Origin of the sequence: Streptantibioticus cattleyicolor NRRL 8057 = DSM 46488 (assembly GCF_000240165.1) — a bacterium.
Taxonomy (GTDB): domain Bacteria; phylum Actinomycetota; class Actinomycetes; order Streptomycetales; family Streptomycetaceae; genus Streptantibioticus; species Streptantibioticus cattleyicolor.
In genome coordinates this window covers 5,716,177-5,735,172 of the sequence record NC_017586.1, presented here as the reverse complement: position 1 = coordinate 5,735,172, position 18,996 = coordinate 5,716,177, and the positions used below count along the sequence as shown (strand labels likewise).

18 protein-coding genes are annotated in these 18,996 nt (G+C 72.3%); 4 read left to right on the top strand and 14 right to left on the bottom strand.

Annotated elements, in window-relative coordinates:
* Window positions 1-106: 106 nt before the first annotated feature.
* Window positions 107-718: a 30S ribosomal protein S4 gene (gene rpsD / locus SCATT_RS25210; RefSeq protein WP_014146022.1), complete on the bottom strand. Its 612-nt coding sequence runs from the start codon at window positions 716-718 to the stop codon at window positions 107-109.
* A 160-nt stretch (window positions 719-878) separates the two neighbouring features.
* Between rpsD and SCATT_RS25205 the strand changes: the two genes are divergently transcribed.
* Both SCATT_RS25205 and SCATT_RS25200 read left to right on the top strand, forming a co-directional pair.
* Window positions 879-1,661: a hypothetical protein gene (locus SCATT_RS25205; RefSeq protein ID WP_014146021.1), complete on the top strand. Its 783-nt coding sequence runs from the start codon at window positions 879-881 to the stop codon at window positions 1,659-1,661.
* A 35-nt stretch (window positions 1,662-1,696) separates the two neighbouring features.
* Window positions 1,697-1,996, top strand: coding sequence for a YciI family protein (locus SCATT_RS25200; protein WP_014146020.1), 300 nt, complete (start codon window positions 1,697-1,699; stop codon window positions 1,994-1,996).
* A gap of 19 nt (window positions 1,997-2,015) precedes the next feature.
* Here the strand turns inward: SCATT_RS25200 and SCATT_RS25195 are convergent, their stop codons facing one another.
* From SCATT_RS25195 to SCATT_RS25180, 4 genes are all read right to left on the bottom strand, one after another.
* Window positions 2,016-3,368 carry a replication-associated recombination protein A gene (locus SCATT_RS25195; protein ID WP_014146019.1) on the bottom strand — a complete coding sequence of 451 codons (1,353 nt, stop codon included), beginning with the start codon at window positions 3,366-3,368 and terminating at the stop codon, window positions 2,016-2,018.
* Between the two features lie 63 nt (window positions 3,369-3,431).
* The gene (locus tag SCATT_RS25190; RefSeq protein WP_014146018.1) at window positions 3,432-4,073 is read right to left on the bottom strand and encodes a vitamin K epoxide reductase family protein; all 642 of its coding nucleotides are present in this window, start codon (window positions 4,071-4,073) and stop codon (window positions 3,432-3,434) included.
* 165 nt (window positions 4,074-4,238) lie between these two features.
* On the bottom strand, window positions 4,239-5,501 hold the full coding sequence (gene hisS, locus SCATT_RS25185) for a histidine--tRNA ligase (RefSeq protein ID WP_014146017.1): 1,263 nt from the start codon (window positions 5,499-5,501) through the stop codon (window positions 4,239-4,241).
* Window positions 5,502-5,512: 11 nt separating this feature from the next.
* A complete protein-coding gene (locus SCATT_RS25180) occupies window positions 5,513-6,223 on the bottom strand; it encodes an MBL fold metallo-hydrolase (protein ID WP_014146016.1) in 711 nt (236 codons plus the stop codon).
* A 201-nt stretch (window positions 6,224-6,424) separates the two neighbouring features.
* On the opposite strand from SCATT_RS25180, the gene SCATT_RS25175 reads away from it, so the two are divergent.
* Both SCATT_RS25175 and SCATT_RS25170 read left to right on the top strand, forming a co-directional pair.
* Window positions 6,425-7,255, top strand: coding sequence for a peptidylprolyl isomerase (locus SCATT_RS25175; protein WP_014146015.1), 831 nt, complete (start codon window positions 6,425-6,427; stop codon window positions 7,253-7,255).
* 274 nt (window positions 7,256-7,529) lie between these two features.
* A complete protein-coding gene (locus tag SCATT_RS25170; RefSeq protein WP_014146014.1) occupies window positions 7,530-8,759 on the top strand; it encodes a DUF349 domain-containing protein in 1,230 nt (409 codons plus the stop codon).
* 69 nt (window positions 8,760-8,828) lie between these two features.
* Here SCATT_RS25170 and SCATT_RS25165 read toward each other — a convergent pair whose 3' ends face one another.
* From SCATT_RS25165 to SCATT_RS25125, 9 genes are all read right to left on the bottom strand, one after another.
* Window positions 8,829-11,159: a RelA/SpoT family protein gene (locus SCATT_RS25165; protein WP_014628660.1), complete on the bottom strand. Its 2,331-nt coding sequence runs from the start codon at window positions 11,157-11,159 to the stop codon at window positions 8,829-8,831.
* Window positions 11,160-11,520: 361 nt separating this feature from the next.
* Window positions 11,521-12,081, bottom strand: a complete 561-nt coding sequence (locus SCATT_RS25160; RefSeq protein WP_014146011.1) for an adenine phosphoribosyltransferase — start codon at window positions 12,079-12,081, stop codon at window positions 11,521-11,523.
* A gap of 27 nt (window positions 12,082-12,108) precedes the next feature.
* Window positions 12,109-13,269, bottom strand: coding sequence for a protein translocase subunit SecF (gene secF / locus SCATT_RS25155; RefSeq protein WP_014146010.1), 1,161 nt, complete (start codon window positions 13,267-13,269; stop codon window positions 12,109-12,111).
* Window positions 13,269-15,002, bottom strand: coding sequence for a protein translocase subunit SecD (secD, locus tag SCATT_RS25150; protein WP_014146009.1), 1,734 nt, complete (start codon window positions 15,000-15,002; stop codon window positions 13,269-13,271). Before secD ends, secF begins: the two co-directional genes overlap by 1 nt.
* A gap of 130 nt (window positions 15,003-15,132) precedes the next feature.
* A complete protein-coding gene (gene yajC / locus SCATT_RS25145) occupies window positions 15,133-15,588 on the bottom strand; it encodes a preprotein translocase subunit YajC (protein ID WP_014146008.1) in 456 nt (151 codons plus the stop codon).
* A 162-nt stretch (window positions 15,589-15,750) separates the two neighbouring features.
* A complete protein-coding gene (gene ruvB / locus SCATT_RS25140) occupies window positions 15,751-16,815 on the bottom strand; it encodes a Holliday junction branch migration DNA helicase RuvB (RefSeq protein WP_014146007.1) in 1,065 nt (354 codons plus the stop codon).
* A 50-nt stretch (window positions 16,816-16,865) separates the two neighbouring features.
* The gene (gene ruvA, locus SCATT_RS25135) at window positions 16,866-17,489 is read right to left on the bottom strand and encodes a Holliday junction branch migration protein RuvA (protein WP_014146006.1); all 624 of its coding nucleotides are present in this window, start codon (window positions 17,487-17,489) and stop codon (window positions 16,866-16,868) included.
* On the bottom strand, window positions 17,486-18,067 hold the full coding sequence (gene ruvC / locus SCATT_RS25130; RefSeq protein WP_014146005.1) for a crossover junction endodeoxyribonuclease RuvC: 582 nt from the start codon (window positions 18,065-18,067) through the stop codon (window positions 17,486-17,488). Before ruvC ends, ruvA begins: the two co-directional genes overlap by 4 nt.
* 134 nt (window positions 18,068-18,201) lie before the next feature.
* The gene (locus SCATT_RS25125) at window positions 18,202-18,954 is read right to left on the bottom strand and encodes a YebC/PmpR family DNA-binding transcriptional regulator (protein WP_014146004.1); all 753 of its coding nucleotides are present in this window, start codon (window positions 18,952-18,954) and stop codon (window positions 18,202-18,204) included.
* Window positions 18,955-18,996: the final 42 nt, after the last annotated feature.

Below are 18,996 nucleotides of genomic sequence, written 5' to 3'. Positions count from 1 at the left end.
CAAGGCGCGGGCACGGTCCGTGGGGCACCGGGGCGCGGAACGCGGCCGGCCCGCCGCGCCCCGGGCGGGGTGCGGCGGGCCGGTCGCGGGCCGTACTGGCGGCGGGTCAGCGGGCGTAGTACTCGACGACCAGCTGCTCGTCGCAGATCACCGGGATCTCCCGGCGGTTGGGCTCCCGGTCCAGCCGGAAGGCGAGCGCCTGGAGGTTGACCTGGAGGTACTTGGGCGCCTCGCCCTCGCCGGCCCAGCCGCCCTCACGCGCTATCTGGAACGGCGTCTTGGCGCGGGAGCGCTCGCGGACCATCACCACGTCGTCCGGGCGGACCCGGAAGGACGGGCGGTCGACCTTGCGGCCGTTGACCTCGATGTGGCCGTGGACGACCATCTGGCGGGCCTGGTAGATGGTGCGGGCGAGGCCGGCCCGGAGCACCAGGGCGTCCAGCCGGCGCTCCAGCTCGATGATGAGGGCGTCACCGGTCTTGCCCTCGACCTTGCGGGCCCGGTCGTAGGCGCGCCGCATCTGGGTCTCGCTGATGTCGTACTGGGCGCGCAGCCGCTGCTTCTCCAGCAGGCGGACCTTGTAGTCGCTGTTCTGCTTGCGGCCCCGGCCGTGCTCCCCGGGCGGGTACGGCCGCGCCTCGAAGTACTTGACCGCCTTGGGCGTCAGCGCGATCCCGAGCGCACGGGACTTCTTGACCTTGGGACGCGACTGGTTCACGTTCTCCAGACCTCCATGTAAGTTAGGTGAGCCTTACCTTAGCCGAGGAGATCGCATGTTTCGACCTGGGAACCCCACATCCGGCACCGGCCACGCCGCGGCGGCGCAGGAGGTACCGGAAGGTGGTCAGCCGCGTCCCGGAGGCAAAGAAACGGCCCGGATGCCCTCGGCAGCCGAGCGGGTGCGAACTCTCGTCGAGGGTAACTCCTCGGCCGTCCTCGTCATTCCCGGCGCCTTCCCGGCCCCGGCCGAGCCGATGATGCCCGCCGAGCGGGTCCACGGCGCCGACGGCGAGGTGTGGCTGCGCTTCGCCCCCGACTCCCCCGCGGTACGGGCGGCCACCCACGCCGCCGGCGACGAGGTGACCGCGGTGCTGGAGCTGACGGACGTGGCCCCGGTCGCCGTCGCCCACCGCATCCGCGGCCGGGCCTGGGTGGCCGGCTGGCTCACCCCGCCGCGCGGCCGGGCCGAGCCGGGGTGGCTGCGGCTGGAGGTCGGGGAGGCGTCGGTGGACGACCTGTGGGGGGTGGGCCAGGTGGAGCCGGAGGAGTTCGCCGCGGCGGCGGCCGATCCGCTGGCCGCGCGCGAGGCCGAGGTGCTCCAGCACCTGGCCGCCTCCCATGCCGAGCAGGTGGGGTGGCTGTGCGCGCTGACCGGCGGCGCCTGCGCGGTGCCGCGCCGGGCGGTCCCGCTGGCGCTGGACCGGTTCGGGCTGCGGGTGCGCTTCACGACCGGGCGCGGCGGTACGGCGGTGGGCGGCGCGGCGGACGGGGGTACGACTGGCGCCGGCGGCGCGGCGGACCGGGGTACGACGGTGGGCGGCGCCGACGGGGTCTTCGACGCCCGCTTCGACTTCCCCCGCCCGCTGACCGGCCCCGGTGAACTCCCCCGCGCCCTGCACGCGCTCTTCGAGGCGGCGCGGGAGGCGGTACGGGAGCCCTGACCTCGCGCGTGGCCGGCGGCGCTAGGGTGCCGGTCATGTTCATCCTCGAAGTCACCTACACCGCGCCGGCCGAACGCGTCGACGCCCTCCTGCCGGACCACGTCGCCTGGCTCGACGAGCACTACGCGGCCGGCGCCTTCCTCGCCTCCGGGCGCAAGAACCCCCGGGACGGCGGCGTCATCCTCGCGACGGCCCCGGACCGGGCGGCCGTCGAGGCGCTCATCGCCGACGACCCCTTCGTCACCGGAGGCGTCGGCACCTACCGGATCACCGAGTTCTACGCGACCAAGACGGCCCCGGCGCTCGACGGGTACCGCGAGCAACTGCCCGGCTGACCAACGCCGTTGAGGGAGGTCACTCCCCCGACAGCCGCTCCCGGACGCGGTCGAGCACATCGGCGTAACGCGCCTCGGCGCCGTAACGGGTGGGCTCGTAGTAGCGCTTGCCGTGCACCGCGTCCGGGGCGTACTGCTGGGCCGCGATCGCCCCGGGCAGGTCGTGCGGGTAGCGGTAGCCGTGGCCGTGGCCGAGGTCGCCGGCCCCCTGGTAGTGGCTGTCCCGCAGATGGGGCGGCACGGGGCCGGCCAGCCCCTTGCGCACGTCGGCCAGGGCCGCGTCGATCGCCAGGTAGGCGGCGTTGGACTTGGGCGCCAGGGCGAGCGCGATCACCGCCTGGGACAGGGTTATCCGGGCCTCCGGGAAGCCGATCAGGGCGACCGCCTGGGCCGCGGCCACCGCGGTCTGCAACGCCGTGGGGTCGGCCATCCCGATGTCTTCGCTGGCCGAGATCATCAGCCGGCGGGCGATGAAACGCGGGTCCTCACCGGCCTCGATCATGCGGGCCAGGTAGTGCAGCGCCGCGTCCACGTCGGAGCCGCGGATCGACTTGATCAGCGCGCTGGCCACGTCGTAGTGCTGGTCGCCGGAGCGGTCGTACGTCACCGCCGCCCGGTCGACCGCGGCCTCCAGCGTCTCCAGGGTGATCTCCGGCTCGCCCTTGGCGATCGCCGAGCCGGCCCCGGCCTCCAGCGCGGTGAGCGCCCGGCGGGCGTCACCGCCGGCGATCCGCAGCAGATGGGCCTCGGCGTCCTCGGGCAGCGAGACGGTGCCGGCCAGCCCCCTGGGGTCGGCCACCGCCCGGTGCAGCAGCCCGCGCAGGTCGTCGTCGGTGAGGGTTTCGAGGGTGAGCAGCAGAGACCGGGAGAGCAGCGGGGAGATCACCGAGAAGTAGGGGTTCTCGGTGGTGGCGGCGATCAGGGTGACCCAGCGGTTCTCCACCGCGGGCAGCAGCGAGTCCTGCTGGGCCTTGCTGAAGCGGTGGATCTCGTCGAGGAAGAGCAGCGTCTCGCGTCCGTAGGCGCCCGATTCGCGCTTGGCGCTCTCGATGACGGTGCGGACCTCCTTGACGCCCGCGGTGATCGCCGACAACTCCACGAAACGCCGCCGGGTGGCCCGGCTGACCACGTAGGCCAGCGTCGTCTTGCCGGTGCCGGGCGGCCCCCACAGGATCACCGAGGCGGGACCGGCCGGACCGCCGCCGCCCTCCCCGACCAGTCGGCGCAGCGGTGACCCGGGACGCAGCAGATGCTGCTGGCCCACCACCTCGTCCAGGGTGCGCGGGCGCATCCGCACGGCGAGCGGACTGGCACCGGGGTCCTTCTCCCGGCGTTCCTCGGCGGCGGCGGTGAACAGATCGGGCTCCTCCACGCCAAGAAGCCTAGGCCACACCACCGACAACGCCGCCGGGACCGCCCCGGCGCCCGTGCCGGGTCACAGCACGTGGGTGCTCCAGTACGACCACCAGCGGGTCAGGATCAGCATGGCGATCACCCCGTACCACAGCACCGGGACCGCCCAGTGGAACTCCAGCACCACCTGCCGCAGCTTCGCCGGCGCCGGGATGATGCCGTGCTTGACGTTGTGCACGGCGGTGTACCAGAAGGTGGCGATGGTCACCACCCAGGCGAGCATGCACCACAGGCACAGGTTGCCGATGGTGTACAGCGACTCGTACTGGAGCCAGGTGACGAAGACGACGCCGAGCAGGCTCCCGGTCTGCAGGCCCAGCCAGAACCAGCGGCGGAACCGGGCGCCGGCCAGCGCCGCCATGCCGACGCAGATCACCACCGGGTAGGCGACCAGCCCGATCATCGGGTTGGGGAAGCCGAAGACCTTGGCCTGCGCGCTCTTCATGATGTTGCCGCAGGACAGGATCGGGTTGATGCTGCACGACGGCACGAAGTTCGGGTTCTTCAGCAGCTCGAACTCGTCGATGGTGATCACCCAGGAGGCGAGCAGACCCAGCGCTCCGCAGATCACCAGGAGCACGCCGAAGGCACGGCCCGCCCCGAAGAAGCCGCCCGGCTCCGTCCGCTCCCCGCTGCGCGTCTGGTCAAGCGCCGATGTCGTCATGTCGCCTTCTGTCGCCGTGTCTTCGATACCGGTACCGCGTATCCCAGCGTGCCTCATTCTGCACCAGGACCGGCCCGCCGCTACCGCGGATCCGGGGGTGAAGGCGGGCCGCCCGGCGTTGACGGCCGGGCGGCCCGTGGACGATCACCTGGCGTCGCCGCGGGGTTACCCCAGGCGCTCGCGCACCGCGGCGGCCACCGCGTCCACCGCGACCGGCGACTGCTCGCCGCTGCCGAGGTCCTTGAGCTGGACGACGCCCTCGGCCAGGTCGCGTTCGCCGGCCACGATCGCGTAGCGGGCGCCGGAGCGGTTGGCCGACTTCATGGCGTTCTTCAGGCCCTTGCCGCCGTAGGCGAAGTCGGCGGCGACCCCGGCCCGGCGCAACTCGGTGACCACGCCGAACAGGGCGCGCCGGGCCTGCTCGCCCACGGGCACCGCGAACACCTCGGTGGCCGCCGGGAGTTCCAGCTCCACCCCTTCGGCCTGGAGCGCCAGCACCGTGCGGTCGACGCCCAGCGCCCAGCCCACCGACGGCAGCGCCGGGCCGCCGATCATCTCGGAGAGGCCGTCGTAGCGCCCGCCGCCGCCCACCGCGGACTGCGAGCCGAGGCCGTCGTGGACGAACTCGAAGGTGGTGCGGGTGTAGTAGTCCAGGCCGCGCACCAGCTTGGGGTCGTCCTCGAAGGCGACGCCGGCCTCGGTCAGCAGCTCGCGCACCTGCTCGTGGTAGGCCTTGCACCCCTCGCACAGGTGGTCGCGCATCATCGGGGCGCCCACCAGCTGGCGCTGCACCGCCTCGCGCTTGTCGTCCAGCACCCGCAGCGGGTTGATCTCGATCCGGCGCCGGGTGTCCTCGTCGAGGTCGAGACCGCGCAGGAAGTCCTGGAGGGCGGCGCGGTAGACCGGGCGGCATTCCTTGTCGCCGAGCGAGTTGAGCAGCAGCCGGAAGTTCCGCAGCCCCAGCGAGCGGTAGGCGTCGACGGCCAGGATGATCAACTCGGCGTCCAGCGCCGGGTCCTCGGCGCCCAGCGCCTCCGCGCCGACCTGCGAGAAGTGCCGGTAACGGCCGGCCTGCGGACGCTCGTAGCGGTAGTACGAGCCCGAGTACCACAGCTTGACCGGCAGGTTGCCGGCCTTGTGCAGGTTGGCCTGGAGCGCGGCGCGCAGCACCGAGGCGGTGCCCTCCGGGCGCAGCGCGAGCTGGTCGCCGCCCTTGGTGGTGAGGGTGTACATCTCCTTGGTCACGATGTCGGTGGACTCGCCGACGCCGCGGGAGAAGAGTTCGACGTGCTCGAAGCCGGGGGTCTCGACGTAGCCGTAGCCGGCCCGCTTCAGCGGCGCGGCGATCGCCTCACGTACCGCGAGGAACGCCGAGGAGGCCGGCGGGATCAGGTCGTACGTGCCCTTGGGGGCGGAGAAGGTGTTCAACGGCGGTGTCGTCACAATCCTCGTCGGGGAGCCGTGGTGCCGGCTCCCTGGCCGCGGGCCACCTCGCTCAGGAAGGGGTTGGTGGCGCGTTCGCGGCCGATGGTGGTCTGGGGGCCGTGGCCGGCGAGCACCACGGTCGAGTCGTCGAGCGGCAGGCACACGCGGGCCAGCGATTCGAGGATCTCGGCGTGGGAGCCGCCGGGCAGGTCGGTGCGTCCGATGGAGCCGGCGAACAGCAGGTCCCCGGAGAAGAACACCGACGGGACGTCGGCGGTCTCCGGCAACCGGAAGGTCACCGACCCCTTGGTATGGCCCGGCGCGTGCGCCACGGTCAGCTCCAGCCCGGCCAGCCGCAGCACCGCGCCGTCCGACAGCTCCCGTACGTCGTCCGGCTCCCCGATGGTCAGCTCGCCCAGCAGCTGCTGCCCGATGGCGCGGCCGAGCCCCTTCTCCGGGTCGTTGAGCATGTGGCGGTCCGCGGGGTGGATCCAGGCGGGGACGTCGTGGGCGCCGCACACCGGGACGACGGAGGCGACATGGTCCAGATGGCCGTGGGTCGCGATGACGGCGACCGGCTTGAGCCGGTGCTTGGCGATGGTCTCCTCGACGCCGCGGGCCGCCTCGTGGCCCGGGTCGATGATGACGCACTCCTCACCGGCGGCGGGGGCGACCAGATAACAGTTGGTCCCCCAGGCCCCGGCAGGGAACCCGGCAATGAGCACGATCGTCCTTCTGTCGTCCGCGACGGTCCGCGCGGTGGGCGGCTGTCCAGGGCAAGAGCCTACCGGCGGGGACGATCCGGACGCTAACCCGTATCGTCACGGCACCGGGTGTGCCGCCGCCCCTGGACTGTACGGAGCACCGGCGCGAGGATCGGCGGCACCGCGCACGAGGCGGTATCGGCAGTCATCGGAAGGGCTGAAGTGGCAAGCAAGGATCAGCGGCGGCGGCAGCTCGCCCGCGAGAAGTACCAGCGGCAGCAGGAGCGCCGGGCGGCGCAGCGGGCCAAGGCCAGGCGGCGCAACACGGTGATCGGCGTGGTGGTCGCGGTGGCGGTGGCCGCCGGCGCCGCGGCCTGGGCCTCCACCGGGCTCGGCGGCGACGGGCACAAGACCGACGCGGCGGCCCCCTCCGGCTCCGCCACCACACCGGGCGCCGACCACAAGGGCGCCGACCCCTGCGGCAAGCCGGCCCCGGGCTCGCCGGGCACCAAGCAGTGGAAGAGCGAGCCGGCGATGACCATCGACAAGGGCGCCTCCTACACCATGGATCTCCGCACCACCTGCGGTGACATCGCCCTCAAGCTGGACGCCGCCGCCGCGCCGCACACCGTCAACTCCTTCAACTTCCTCGCCGCGCAAGGCTTCTTCGACCACACCAGGTGCCACCGGCTGACCACCAGCGCCCCGCTGTACGTGCTCCAGTGCGGCGACCCCAAGGGCACCGGCCAGGGCGGCCCCGGCTACACCATCCCGGACGAGAACCTGAAGGCGCCCGCGATCTCCAAGGGCACCTATCCGGCGGGCACCGTGGCGATGGCCAACACCGGCCAACCGCACTCCGGCGGCAGCCAGTTCTTCCTGGTCTACAAGGACAGCCGGCTGCCGGCCTCCTACACCCCGTTCGGCACGGTGAGCCCGGAGGGGATGAAGGTGCTGCAGAAGATCGCCGCCGCCGGGGAGTCCACCGGAAGCGGCGACGGCGCGCCCAACGCCACCGTGGTCGTCGACAAGGCGACGGTCACCCGGTCGTAGCGGTCCCGGTGGTCGTGGCGACCGGCGTCCAGCTGGTGAATTCGCCAGCGCTGGATGCGGACAGCCAGGCCACCGGTCGCCTATGTTGGCGGTGTATAGGGTGCCTATGCCGACGGCTGCCACCCGATGCCAGGAAGTACCCGGACCGCGCGGACCGCACGGTACGCGCGGCCGGCAGCACCGTCGGACCGGCCAGGGCGAGGCCCGGCCGGAGAGAACTGTGGACGATGTCCGCCGCCGGGAGGCGGCACGGGCATCACGTGGAGGAGGCGCTGTGAGCAGCGACCCATGGGGACGCGTCGACGAGACGGGGACCGTGTACGTGCGGACGGCCGACGGTGAACGGGAGGTCGGCTCGTGGCAGGCAGGCTCTCCCGATGAGGCGCTGGCCTACTTCAAGCGCAAGTACGAAGGGCTCGTGGTCGAGATCGGCCTCCTCGAACGCCGGGTACGCACCACCGACCTGTCGGCCAAGGACGCGCAGACCGCCATCGAGCACCTGCGCGCCTCCGTGGTGGACGCGCACGCGGTGGGCGACCTCGAAGCACTGGCCCGCCGCCTCGACGCGCTCTCCGCGGAGGTCGAGGCGCGCCGCGAGGAGCGCAAGGTGGCCAAGGCCAAGGCCGCCGACGAGGCCAGGAAGGCCAAGGAGGACCTGGTCGCCGAGGCCGAGCAGCTCTCGGTGAGCGAGCAGTGGCGGTCGGCCGGGGAGCGGCTGCGGGCCCTGGTGGACACCTGGAAGTCGCTGCCGCGGCTGGACCGCAAGACCGACGACGAGCTGTGGCACCGCTTCAGCCACGCCCGGTCGGTCTTCTCCAAGCGGCGCAAGGCGCACTTCGCCTCGCTGGACGCCCAGCGCGAGGAGGCCCGGAAGGTCAAGGAACGGCTGGTGGCCGAGGCGGAGGAGATCTCCGGCTCCACCGACTGGGGGGCCACCGCGGCCCGCTACCGCGAGCTGATGGCCGACTGGAAGGCGGCCGGCCGGGCCCAGCGGGAGGCCGAGGAGGAGCTGTGGAACCGCTTCCGCGGCGCCCAGGACGTCTTCTTCGCGGCCCGTTCCGAGGCGTTCGCCGAGCGCGACTCCGAGCAGCGGGAGAACCTCACCCGCAAGGAGGAGCTGGCCGCGGAGGCCGAGAAGCTGCTGCCGGTGACCGATCTGAAGGCGGCCCGGGCTGCGTTCCGTTCGGTCAACGAGCGGTGGGAGGCCATCGGCCACGTGCCCAGGGACGCCCGGCCGCGGATCGAGGCGCGCATGCACGCGGTGGAGCGGGCGATCCAGGAGGCCGAGGAGGCCGAGTGGCGGCGCACCAACCCCGAGGCGCGGGCCCGGGCCGAGGGGCTGACCGGTCAGCTCCAGGCCGCCGTGGACAAGCTCCGCGGGCAGATCGAGGCGGCGCGGGCGGCCGGCAACACCGCCAAGGCCGACAAGCTCGCCAAGGAGCTGGAAGGCCGGCAGGCCCTGCTCGACCAGGCGCTCAAGGGGCTCCAGGAGTTCGGCGGCTGACGCCGGGCGGCGCCTTCGCCGCGGCCCCCGTACCCGGTGCCGGGTGCGGGGGCCGCGGACTTGGCGCGGTCAGCGCTGGCGGCCGGAGGTCACCCGGTAGACGTCGTAGACGCCCTCCACGCCCCGTACCGCCTTCAGCACGTGGCCCAGGTGCTTGGGGTCGCCCATCTCGAAGGTGAACCGCGAGGTGGCCACCCGGTCCCGGGAGGTCTGCACGGCCGCCGACAGGATGTTGACGTGCTGGTCGGACAGGACCCGGGTGACGTCGGAGAGCAGCCGGGAGCGGTCCAGCGCCTCGACCTGGATGGCGACCAGGAAGACCGAGGACTGGGTGGGCGCCCACTCCACCTCGATGATCCGCTCGGGCTGCTGGGCCAGCGAGTCGACGTTGACGCAGTCGGCGCGGTGCACCGAGACGCCGTTGCCGCGGGTGACGAAGCCGATGACGGGGTCGCCGGGCACCGGGGTGCAGCACCGGGACAGCTTGACCCACACGTCCCGTTCGCCCTTGACGATCACGCCCGGGTCGGCGTTGGCGCGGCGCTTGCTGCGGCCCCGCGACGGCGTGGTGACCTCGGCGATGTCCTCGGTGGCCCCCTCCTCACCGCCGAGCGCCTCGACCAGCTTGTGCACCACCGACTGCGCGGTGATGTGGCCCTCGCCGATGGCGGCGTAGAGCGCGGAGATGTCCGGGTAGCGCATCTCGTGCGCCAGGGTGACCAGCGAGTCGCCGGTGAGCACCCGCTGGATCGGCAGGTTCTGCTTGCGCATCGCGCGGGCGATGGCTTCCTTGCCCTGCTCGATGGCCTCCTCGCGGCGCTCCTTGGAGAACCAGGCGCGGATCTTGTTGCGGGCCCGGGGGGACTTGACGAACCCCAGCCAGTCGCGGGAGGGGCCGGCGCCGGGGGCCTTGGAGGTGAAGACCTCCACCAGGTCGCCGTTGTCCAGCGTGGACTCCAGCGGCACCAGCCGGCCGTTGACCCGGGCCCCGATGGTGCGGTGGCCCACCTCGGTGTGGACCGCGTAGGCGAAGTCGACCGGGGTGGCCCCGGCCGGCAGCGCTATGACATCGCCCTTGGGGGTGAAGACGAAGACCTCGTTGCGGGAGAGGTCGAAGCGCAGCGACTCCAGGAACTCGCCCGGGTCCTCGGTCTCCTTCTGCCAGTCCAGCAGTTGCCGCAGCCAGGCCATGTCGTTGACGGCGTCGTCGGCCTTGGCGGACTTCGGTCCGTCGGTGCGCACCTTGGAGGCGCCGGCCACCGCGTCCTGCTTGTACTTCCAGTGCGCGGCGATGCCGTACTCGGCCCGGCGGTGCATGTCGAAGGTGCGGATCTGCAGCTCGACCGGCTTGCCTCCGGGCCCGATGACCGTCGTGTGCAGCGACTGGTACATGTTGAACTTGGGCATCGCGATGTAGTCCTTGAACCGCCCCGGCACCGGGTTCCACCGCGCGTGGATGGTGCCCAGCGCCGCGTAGCAGTCGCGGACGGTGTCGACGAGGACGCGGATGCCCACCAGGTCGTAGATCTCGGCGAAGTCCCGGCCCCGCACGATCATCTTCTGGTAGACGCTGTAGTAGTGCTTGGGGCGGCCGGTGACCGTCGCCTTGATGCGGGCGGCGCGCAGGTCCTGCTGGACCTGGTCGGTGACGACGGCGAGGTATTCGTCGCGCTTGGGGGCGCGCTCGGCGACCAGCCGGACGATCTCGTCGTACATCTTGGGGTAGAGGATCGCGAAGGCGAGGTCCTCCAGCTCCCACTTGATGGTGTTCATGCCCAGCCGGTGGGCCAGCGGGGCGTAGATCTCCAGGGTCTCGCGGGCCTTCTTCTCCTGCTTCTCCCGCTTCAGGTAGCGCATGGTGCGCATGTTGTGCAGGCGGTCGGCGAGCTTGATGACCAGCACCCGGGGGTCCTTGGCCATGGCGACGACCATCTTGCGGACCGTCTCGGCCTGCGCGGCCTCGCCGAACTTGACCTTGTCCAGCTTGGTGACGCCGTCCACCAGCAGGGCGACCTGCTCGCCGAAGTCGCGGCGCAGCGCGTCCAGCCCGTACTCGGTGTCCTCGACGGTGTCGTGGAGGAGGCCGGCCATCAGGGTGGCCGGGTCCATGCCCAGCTCGGCCAGGATGGTGGTGACGGCGAGCGGATGGGTGATGTACGGGTCACCGCTCTTGCGCTTCTGGCCGCGGTGCCAGCGCTCGGCCACCTGGAAGGCGCGCTCGATCTGGCGCAGCCCGGCCGAGTCGATCTTCGGGTCGTTGCTCCGCACGATGCGCAGCAACGGCTCCAGCACCGGGTTGTACGGGGTGGAGCGCTGCACCCCGAGGCGGGCCAGCCGGGCGCGTACCCGGTTGGAGGAGCCTCCGGAGCGGGCGGAGGTCAGCGAGGGGCCCGAGCGCACGCCCCGGCCGCTGGGCGCCTCGGCGGACGGGCGGGGGCCACCCCCGTTCCCGGGCGCGCCGGAGCCACCCGGTGCGGACGACGGCGTGTCGTTCCCGCTCCTGGCGGTGAGCGGTTGGGCCTCGTCTGGCAAGGGCACTCCTCAAGCGGTCCGGCCCGGACGGGCCGGAATCCCATGGTATCGACCCGATGGCCGAGACAACGGGTCGCCGGTGGGCGGTGGGGGGAAGGGCGCACCGGTGCGCCGGCCACGGCGTGCGGGGTGCGGGCCGGCGGCGGGTGGCCGCCGGGTGCGGCGGGACGTAACGGCCCCGGGGCCCGTCCGGTGGTGGTGATCGGACGGGCCCCGGGGCCGGACACGGTCAGACCGTGACCAGGGCGTCCAGCGGTGCCCCCGCCAGGGCCGGGGCGAGCCGGTCACGGCCGCTCAGGAACCCCAGCTCCATCAGGACCGCGAGGCCGGCGACCCGGGCGCCGGCCCGTTCGATCAGCGCCATGGACGCCTCGGCGGTGCCGCCGGTGGCGAGGACGTCGTCGATGACGAGCACCCGGTCGCCCGGCTGGAAGGCGTCGGCGTGCACCTCGATCTCCGCGGTGCCGTACTCCAGCTCGTACGCCTGGCGCAGGGTGGCCCCGGGGAGCTTGCCGGCCTTGCGTACCGGGACGAAGCCGAGCCCGGCCTTGGCCGCGGCCGGCGCGGCGAGGATGAAGCCGCGTGCCTCCAGCCCGACCACCTTGTCGGCCTCGTGGCGCACGCAGAGCGCGGCGAGGGCGTCGATCAGCGCGCTGAAGGCGGCGTGGTCGGCGAGCAGCGGGGTGATGTCCTTGAAGACGACCCCGGGCTGCGGGTAGTCGGGTACGTCACGGATCCTGCTGAGCAGCAGTTTCCGCAGGCCGGCGTCGGCTATGTCGGCCGTGGTCATGGTCTTCTCCTCGGGGCCGGAGGGTGGCTAGCGGCGCTTGCCGGAGGGGCGGCCTCGGCCACCCCGGTTGCTGCGGGGGGCGGAGGTGCGCCGCTGGCTGCCGATGCCGGTACCGGCTCCGCTTCCGGCTTCCACCGGCTCGTCGTCGTCCGCGCCGTCCTCGGGGGCGTTCTCGTCGGGGCCGACGGTGCCGGTACCGGACTCGTCGCCCTCGTCGGCGCCGCCCTTGGCCCGCTTGGCGGCGACCCGCCGGGCCAGCCCGCGCATCTCGGGGGTGCGCTCCTTGAAGGAGGCGACCAGCGGGGTGGCGATGAAGATCGAGGAGTAGGCGCCGGCCGCCAGGCCCACGAAGAGCGCGAGCGCGATGTCGTTGAGCATGCCCGCGCCCAGCAGGCCGCCGCCGACGAAGAGCAGCGCGGCCACCGGCAGCAGCGCGACGACGGTGGTGTTGATGGAGCGCACCAGCGTCTGGTTGAGGCTGCGGTTGGCCAGCTCGCTGTAGGTGAACCGGGTCTGGCCGGTGATGCCCTTGGTGGTCTCCTTCAGACCGTCGAAGACGACGACGGTGTCGTAGAGGGAGTAACCGAGGATGGTCAGCAGGCCGATCACGGTGCCCGGGGTGACCTCGAAGCCCACCAGCGCGTAGACGCCGACGGTGATCGTCAGGTCGTGCACCAGGGCGACCAGCGCGCTGAGCGCCATCCGCCACTCGAAGGCGATCGCCAGGTAGACGACGACCAGGACCATGAAGATCACCAGGCCGAGCAGGGCCTTCTGGGAGATCTCCTTGCCCCAGCTGGGGCCGACCACCTGGGCGTCGACGGACTTCACGCCGAGGCCGGCGGCGAGCTTGTCCTTGACGTTGTCCGCGGTGCCGCCGTTGATGCCGCTGATCTGGATCCGCAGCCCGCCGGTGCCCAGCTTCTGGACGATGACGTCGTGGCGTCCGCCCGCCGCGTCGGACGCCTTGGACTGGGCGGCGGCGGTGGACATCGAGGTCTTGGGCGTGGTGAAGACCGCGCCGCCGGAGAACTCGATGCCCCGGTTGAGGCCGTTGACGGCGAGGCCGACGATCGCGACCAGGGTGATCAGGATCGAGACGCCGTACCAGATCTTGCGCTTGCCGACGAAGTCGTACGAGACCTCGCCCCGGTGCAGACGGTGACCGAGAGTGCCGAGCCGGGACATCAGGCCTCCTTGGCTTCGGGGCGTGCCGGGCGGCGACCGCGGCGGAGCGGGGCCTGGACACCCAGGCTCTTGGGGTTGAGGCCGGACCACGGGTGGCCCTGGGCGTAGAACTTGCGGCGGGCCAGGAGGGTCATCAGCGGCTTGGTGAACAGGTAGACCACGACCACGTCGAGCAGCGTGGTCAGCCCCAGCGTGAACGCGAAGCCCTGCACCTTGCCGACCGAGACGATGAAGAGCACGGCCGCGGCGAGGAACGACACGAAGTCGGAGACCAGGATGGTGCGCCGGGCACGCGGCCAGGCCCGCTGGACCGAGGGGGCGAGGCTGCGGCCGTGCCGCAGTTCGTCCCGGATCCGTTCGAAGTAGACGATGAACGAGTCCGCCGTGATGCCGATGGCCACGATGGCGCCGCAGACGGCCGGCAGGTTGAGCGCGAAGCCGATCGCCCGCCCCAGCAACGCCATGATCGTGTAGGTGAGCACGGCAGAGACGATCAGGCTGACCACGGCCACGAAGCTCAGGCCCCGGTAGTAGGCCAGCAGGTAGAGCACGACGAGGGCGAGGCCGACGGCGCCGGCGATCAGACCGCCCTGGAGCTGCTCACCGCCGAGCTGCGGGGAGACGGTGGTGCGGTCGGAGATGGAGAACGACAGCGGCAGCGCGCCGTAGGAGAGCACGTTGGCCAGGTCCTCGGCGGACTGCTGGGTGAAGCTGCCGTAGATCTCCGCCTGGCCGCCGGTGATCGGCTGGGAGACCGACGGGGAGGAGACCACCTGGTTGTCCAGCACGATGGCGAACTGGTTGTTCGGCGGCTGCTGCTTGGCCAGCTGGCTGGTGACGTCGGTGAAGCGGTTGGCGCCGTGCGAGTTGAAGCCGAGGCTGACCGTCCAGCCGGAGCCCTGCTGGGTGTCGAAGACCGCCTTGGCGCTGGTGACGTCCTTGCCGTCGACCTGGGACGGGCCGAGGATGTACTTGGCCTTGCCGTCCTGGCTGCATCCCACGGTGGTGTCGGTCGCGGTGGCGTTGGCGCCGGCCTGGCTGCGCTGGGCCGGCTTGGTGCAGTCCAACTCGGCGAACTGCTTCTGCACCGCGGGCGGCACGCTCGCCAGGCTGGAGGTGCCCGGCGTGGTCGGCGGGGTGGCGGGGGCCGACGGGGTGGCCGGCTTGCCGCCGGCGCCCGGGTTCTTCAGCGCGTCGGTGACGGCCCGGCCCTGCGTGGTGGCGCTGGGCGAGGGGGTGGTGCCCTTGCCGGAGGAGGGCTTGCCGGTGGCCTTGCCCGAGGGGGACGTCGAGGGGCTGGAGGACGGGGAGGGGGTGGGGGCGCCGGCCGCCTCGGTCACCACGGTGCGGAAGTACAGCCGGGCGGTGGTGCCGACCTGCTTGGCCGCCTGATCGCTGTTGGTGCCCTTGGGGATGTTGACGACGATGTTGTCGCTCCCCTGGGTCTGCACCTCGGACTCGGTGACACCCAGACCGTTGACCCGCCGGTTGATGATGTTGACGGCGGTGTTCATGTTGGTCGGGTTGATCGCGTTGGGCTGCCCGGGCGGGTTGTGCGCCGTCAGCGTGATGCTGGTGCCGCCCGCCAGGTCGATGCCCAGCCGCGGGGTGGTGTCGCCGGAGACGAACATCGCTCCGGTCAGCGCGACCAACGCCACCAGGATCCCGGCCAGCGCGCGGCCGGGATGACCCTGTGCGCCCGGGGACCTGCGCCCCTTCTTGGGTGCTGCCACCTTCTCGTTTCTCCCTGTCCAACCGCTCCGCGTCCAACGGTGCCACGGGCGGCCACGAAATGTTGTGAGGACGTAACGAACGCTCTCCGGCGAAGGCCCGGCACGCCCCTGGCATGCCGGACCTCACACGCTACTTGCCGTCGGCCTTGGCGTCCTTCGTCGCGTCCTTCTCGTCGGCCGTGTCCTTGACGAGGGACGGGCCGGCGGTGGCGTCGGTCTCCTCGGCGGCGGCCTCGTGCGGCTCGTCACCGGCGTCGCCGGGGGTGGCGTCGGCCGCGGACGGCTCCTCGAAGGTGAGCGGGACGTCGTTGCTGACCAGGCGCTCGAACTCCTCGTCGGGCAGCACCGTGGCGACGGCGGTCTTGGCGAAGAGGGCGTGCACACCGGGCTCGATCTCGAGGAGCACCGTGGTGTCCCGGACCTCCTTGACGCGGGCGATCATGCCGCCGATGGTCCGGACACCGGAACCGGGCTGCATCTGGTCGCGCATCTGGGCGGCCTGGCGCTGCTTGTTCTTGGCCGAGCGCGTCATGAGGAACATGACGCCGATGATCAGGATGAAGGGGAGGAACGTGGCGTAATTCACGGCCTGGGGGGTTTCCTTCGCATGGCCACATGCGCGCGGCCTGGTCTACGGATGGGGCGCCGTCCTTGCGGGGAGGCGTCGGCGGAGTCTAGGCGAACCCGCACCTCGGTAACAACGCCCAGCATCCCACTGCGGTTCCGGAAGCGGCGAGTCTCCGCGCCGTCATGGCCCGAACAGGCCCTGCTGACCAGGAGCGCCGGTGCCCTGCGGGGGTGCCAGGCCCAGGTGGGCCCAGGCCGCGGGGGTGGCGATCCGGCCACGGGGCGTACGGGCCAGCAGTCCTTCACGGACCAGAAACGGTTCGGCGACCTCTTCCACGGTCTCACGTTCCTCGCCGACCGCGACGGCCAGCGTCGACAGGCCGACCGGGCCGCCGCCGAAGAGCCGCAGCAGCGCGTCGAGCACCGCGCGGTCGAGCCGGTCGAGGCCGCGCCCGTCGACCTCGTACACGTCGAGCGCCGCGGCGGCCACCTCGCGGGTGACCACGCCGTCCGCCTTGACCTGGGCGAAGTCCCGTACCCGGCGCAGCAGGCGGTTGGCGATGCGGGGGGTGCCGCGGGAGCGGCCGGCGATCTCGGCGGCTCCTTCGGCGTCCAGCGGGACGTCGAGCAGCCGGGCCGAGCGGTGCAGCACCCGCTCCAGCTCGGCCGGGGCGTAGAACTCCATGTGGCCGGTGAAGCCGAAGCGGTCGCGCAGCGGCGGCGGCAGCAGACCGGCCCGGGTGGTGGCGCCGACCAGCGTGAACGGCGGCAGCTCCAGCGGGATGGCGGTGGCGCCGGGGCCCTTGCCCACCACGACGTCGACCCGGAAGTCCTCCATCGCCATGTAGAGCATCTCCTCGGCCGGCCGCGACATGCGGTGGATCTCGTCGAGGAAGAGCACCTCGCCCTCGGCGAGCGAGGAGAGGATGGCCGCGAGATCACCGGCGTGCTGGATCGCCGGACCGGAGGTGATCCGGATCGGGGCGCCCATCTCGGCCGCGATGATCATGGACAGGGTGGTCTTGCCCAGGCCGGGGGCGCCGGAGAGCAGGACGTGGTCGGCGGTGCCGCCGCGCTGCCGGGCGGCCTTGAGGACCAGGTCGAGCTGTTCCCGGACGCGTTCCTGGCCGACGAACTCGGCCAGGTCCTTGGGGCGCAGCGCCGCCTCGACCGCGCGGTCCTCGCCGTCGGCGAGGGCGGCGACCAGGCGGTCGGAGGCGGCGGAGTCGGTCTCGTCCCAGGTCATCGAGGTCCTCAGGCAGGCGGTACGGGTCGGGGTCGCGGGTGCGGGGCGGGTCAGCGGGTGCGGTTCAAGGTGCGCAGGGCGGCGCGCAGCAGGGTGGAGACGTCCGGGGCCTTGCCCTCCCCGGCCGCCGCCTCGGCCTGCGGGGCGACCGCGGCGACCGCTTCCTCGGCCTCCTTGGGCTGGTAGCCGAGGCCGACCAGGGCGGAGTGCAGCTGATCGCTCCAGGCGGGGGGCGCGGAGGCGGCCACCGTACGGGCGGCGGCCGCGCCGGTGGGCGCGCCGAGCCGGTCCTTCAGCTCCAGCAGCAGCCGCTGGGCGCCCTTCTTGCCGATGCCCGGCACCGCGGTCAGCGCCTTCTCGTCGCCCTGGGCCACCGCGAGCCGCAGCGCCTCGGGCGAGTGGACGGCGAGCATCGCCTGGGCGAGCCGGGGTCCGACACCGCTGGCGGTCTGGAGGAGTTCGAAGACCTGGCGTTCGTCGTCGTCGGCGAAGCCGTACAGGGTCAGCGAGTCCTCCCGGACGACCAGTGAGGTGGCGAGCCGGGCCCGCTCCCCCACCCGCAGCCCGGCCAGGGTGCCCGGGGTGCACTGGACGGCCATGCCGACGCCGCCGACCTCGATCACGGCCGAGTCGGGGGCGACGGCGGCGACCGGTCCGGTCACGAAGGCGATCATGCGGTGCCTCTCCTGTTCTCGACGGCCGGGTTCACGGCGGACGGGCCGGTGGCGGACGGCTGCGCGGCGGCCAGCTTCTCGACCGCGCGCTGGAGCCGGTTGGTGGCCGGGGCGCGCCAGATGTGGCAGATGGCGAGCGCGAGGGCGTCGGCGGCGTCGGCCGGCTTCGGCGGCGCGGCGAGCCGCAGCAGCCGGGTGACCATCGAGCCGACCTGCGCCTTGTCGGCCCGGCCGGAGCCGGTGACGGCGGCCTTGACCTCGCTGGGGGTGTGCAGCGCGACCGGCAGCCCGCGGCGCGAGGCGCAGAGGATGGCCACCGCGCTCGCCTGGGCGGTGCCCATCACGGTGCGCACGTTGTGCTGGCTGAACACCCGCTCCACGGCGACGAATTCGGGCCGGTGCTCGTCGAGCCAGCTCTCGATGCCGCGTTCTATCAGCACCAGGCGCTCCCCGATGGGGGCGTCCGCCGGGGTGCGCACCACCCCGACCCCGGCCATCCGCAGCGGCTTGCCGGGGGCGCCGTCCACCACGCCGATGCCGCACCGGGTCAGCCCCGGGTCCACACCGAGCACCCGCATCACGCCCCTCCCTTCCCCGTCGCCGGACGGCACGTCACCGGCGTCCCCTGGAGGCTATCGGGTGCCACCGACAACGACGGCGGGCCGGTGGGGGGTGCCACCACCCGCCCGCCGACCCGCCGTCACACCCTCGGTCAGGCCTCGACCTTCTCCATGATGTCGTCGGACACGTCGAAGTTGGCGAAGACGTTCTGCACGTCGTCGCTGTCCTCCAGCGCGTCGATCAGCTTGAAGATCTTACGCGCGCCCTCCTCGTCCAGCTCCACCTGCATGGTGGGGACGAAGTTGGCCTCCGCGGACTCGTAGTCGATGCCCTGTTCCTGGAGGGCGGTGCGCACCGCCACCAGGTCGCCCGGCTCGCTGACCACCTCGAAGTTCTCGCCGAGGTCGTTGACCTCCTCGGCGCCGGCGTCGAGCACCGCGCCGAGCACGTCGTCCTCGGTCAGCTCACCCTTGGGGACGATCACCACGCCCTTGCGGTTGAACAGGTACGACACCGAGCCGGGGTCGGCCATGGAGCCGCCGTTGCGGGTCATGGCGACGCGCACCTCGGAGGCGGCGCGGTTGCGGTTGTCGGTGAGGCACTCGATGAGCACGGCGACCCCGTTGGGGCCGTAGCCCTCGTACATGATGGTCTGGTAGTCGGCGCCGCCGGCCTCCAGGCCCGCGCCGCGCTTGACCGCGCTGTCGATGTTCTTGTTGGGGACCGAGTTCTTCTTCGCCTTCTGGATGGCGTCGTAGAGCGTCGGGTTGCCGTCCGGGTCGGCGCCGCCGGTGCGGGCCGCGACCTCGATGTTCTTGATCAGCTTCGCGAAGAGCTTGCCGCGCTTGGCGTCGATCACGGCCTTCTTGTGCTTGGTCGTAGCCCATTTAGAGTGGCCGGACATCCGCCTGTCTCCTTCACGTCACCAACTTGCCAATGAACTGCT

What these genes read in the sequence shown, in the direction of transcription:
- SCATT_RS25205 (WP_014146021.1), top strand. Translation starts at nt 879, where the DNA reads ATGCCCTCGGCAGCCGAGCGGGTGCGAACTCTCGTCGAGGGTAACTCC.
- SCATT_RS25200 (WP_014146020.1), top strand. Translation starts at nt 1,697, where the DNA reads ATGTTCATCCTCGAAGTCACCTACACCGCGCCGGCCGAACGCGTCGAC.
- SCATT_RS25190 (WP_014146018.1), bottom strand. Translation starts at nt 4,073, where the DNA reads ATGACGACATCGGCGCTTGACCAGACGCGCAGCGGGGAGCGGACGGAG.
- SCATT_RS25160 (WP_014146011.1), bottom strand. Translation starts at nt 12,081, where the DNA reads ATGACCACGGCCGACATAGCCGACGCCGGCCTGCGGAAACTGCTGCTC.
- secF (WP_014146010.1), bottom strand. Translation starts at nt 13,269, where the DNA reads ATGTCCCGGCTCGGCACTCTCGGTCACCGTCTGCACCGGGGCGAGGTC.
- ruvB (WP_014146007.1), bottom strand. Translation starts at nt 16,815, where the DNA reads ATGACCTGGGACGAGACCGACTCCGCCGCCTCCGACCGCCTGGTCGCC.
- ruvA (WP_014146006.1), bottom strand. Translation starts at nt 17,489, where the DNA reads ATGATCGCCTTCGTGACCGGACCGGTCGCCGCCGTCGCCCCCGACTCG.
- ruvC (WP_014146005.1), bottom strand. Translation starts at nt 18,067, where the DNA reads ATGCGGGTGCTCGGTGTGGACCCGGGGCTGACCCGGTGCGGCATCGGC.
- SCATT_RS25125 (WP_014146004.1), bottom strand. Translation starts at nt 18,954, where the DNA reads ATGTCCGGCCACTCTAAATGGGCTACGACCAAGCACAAGAAGGCCGTG.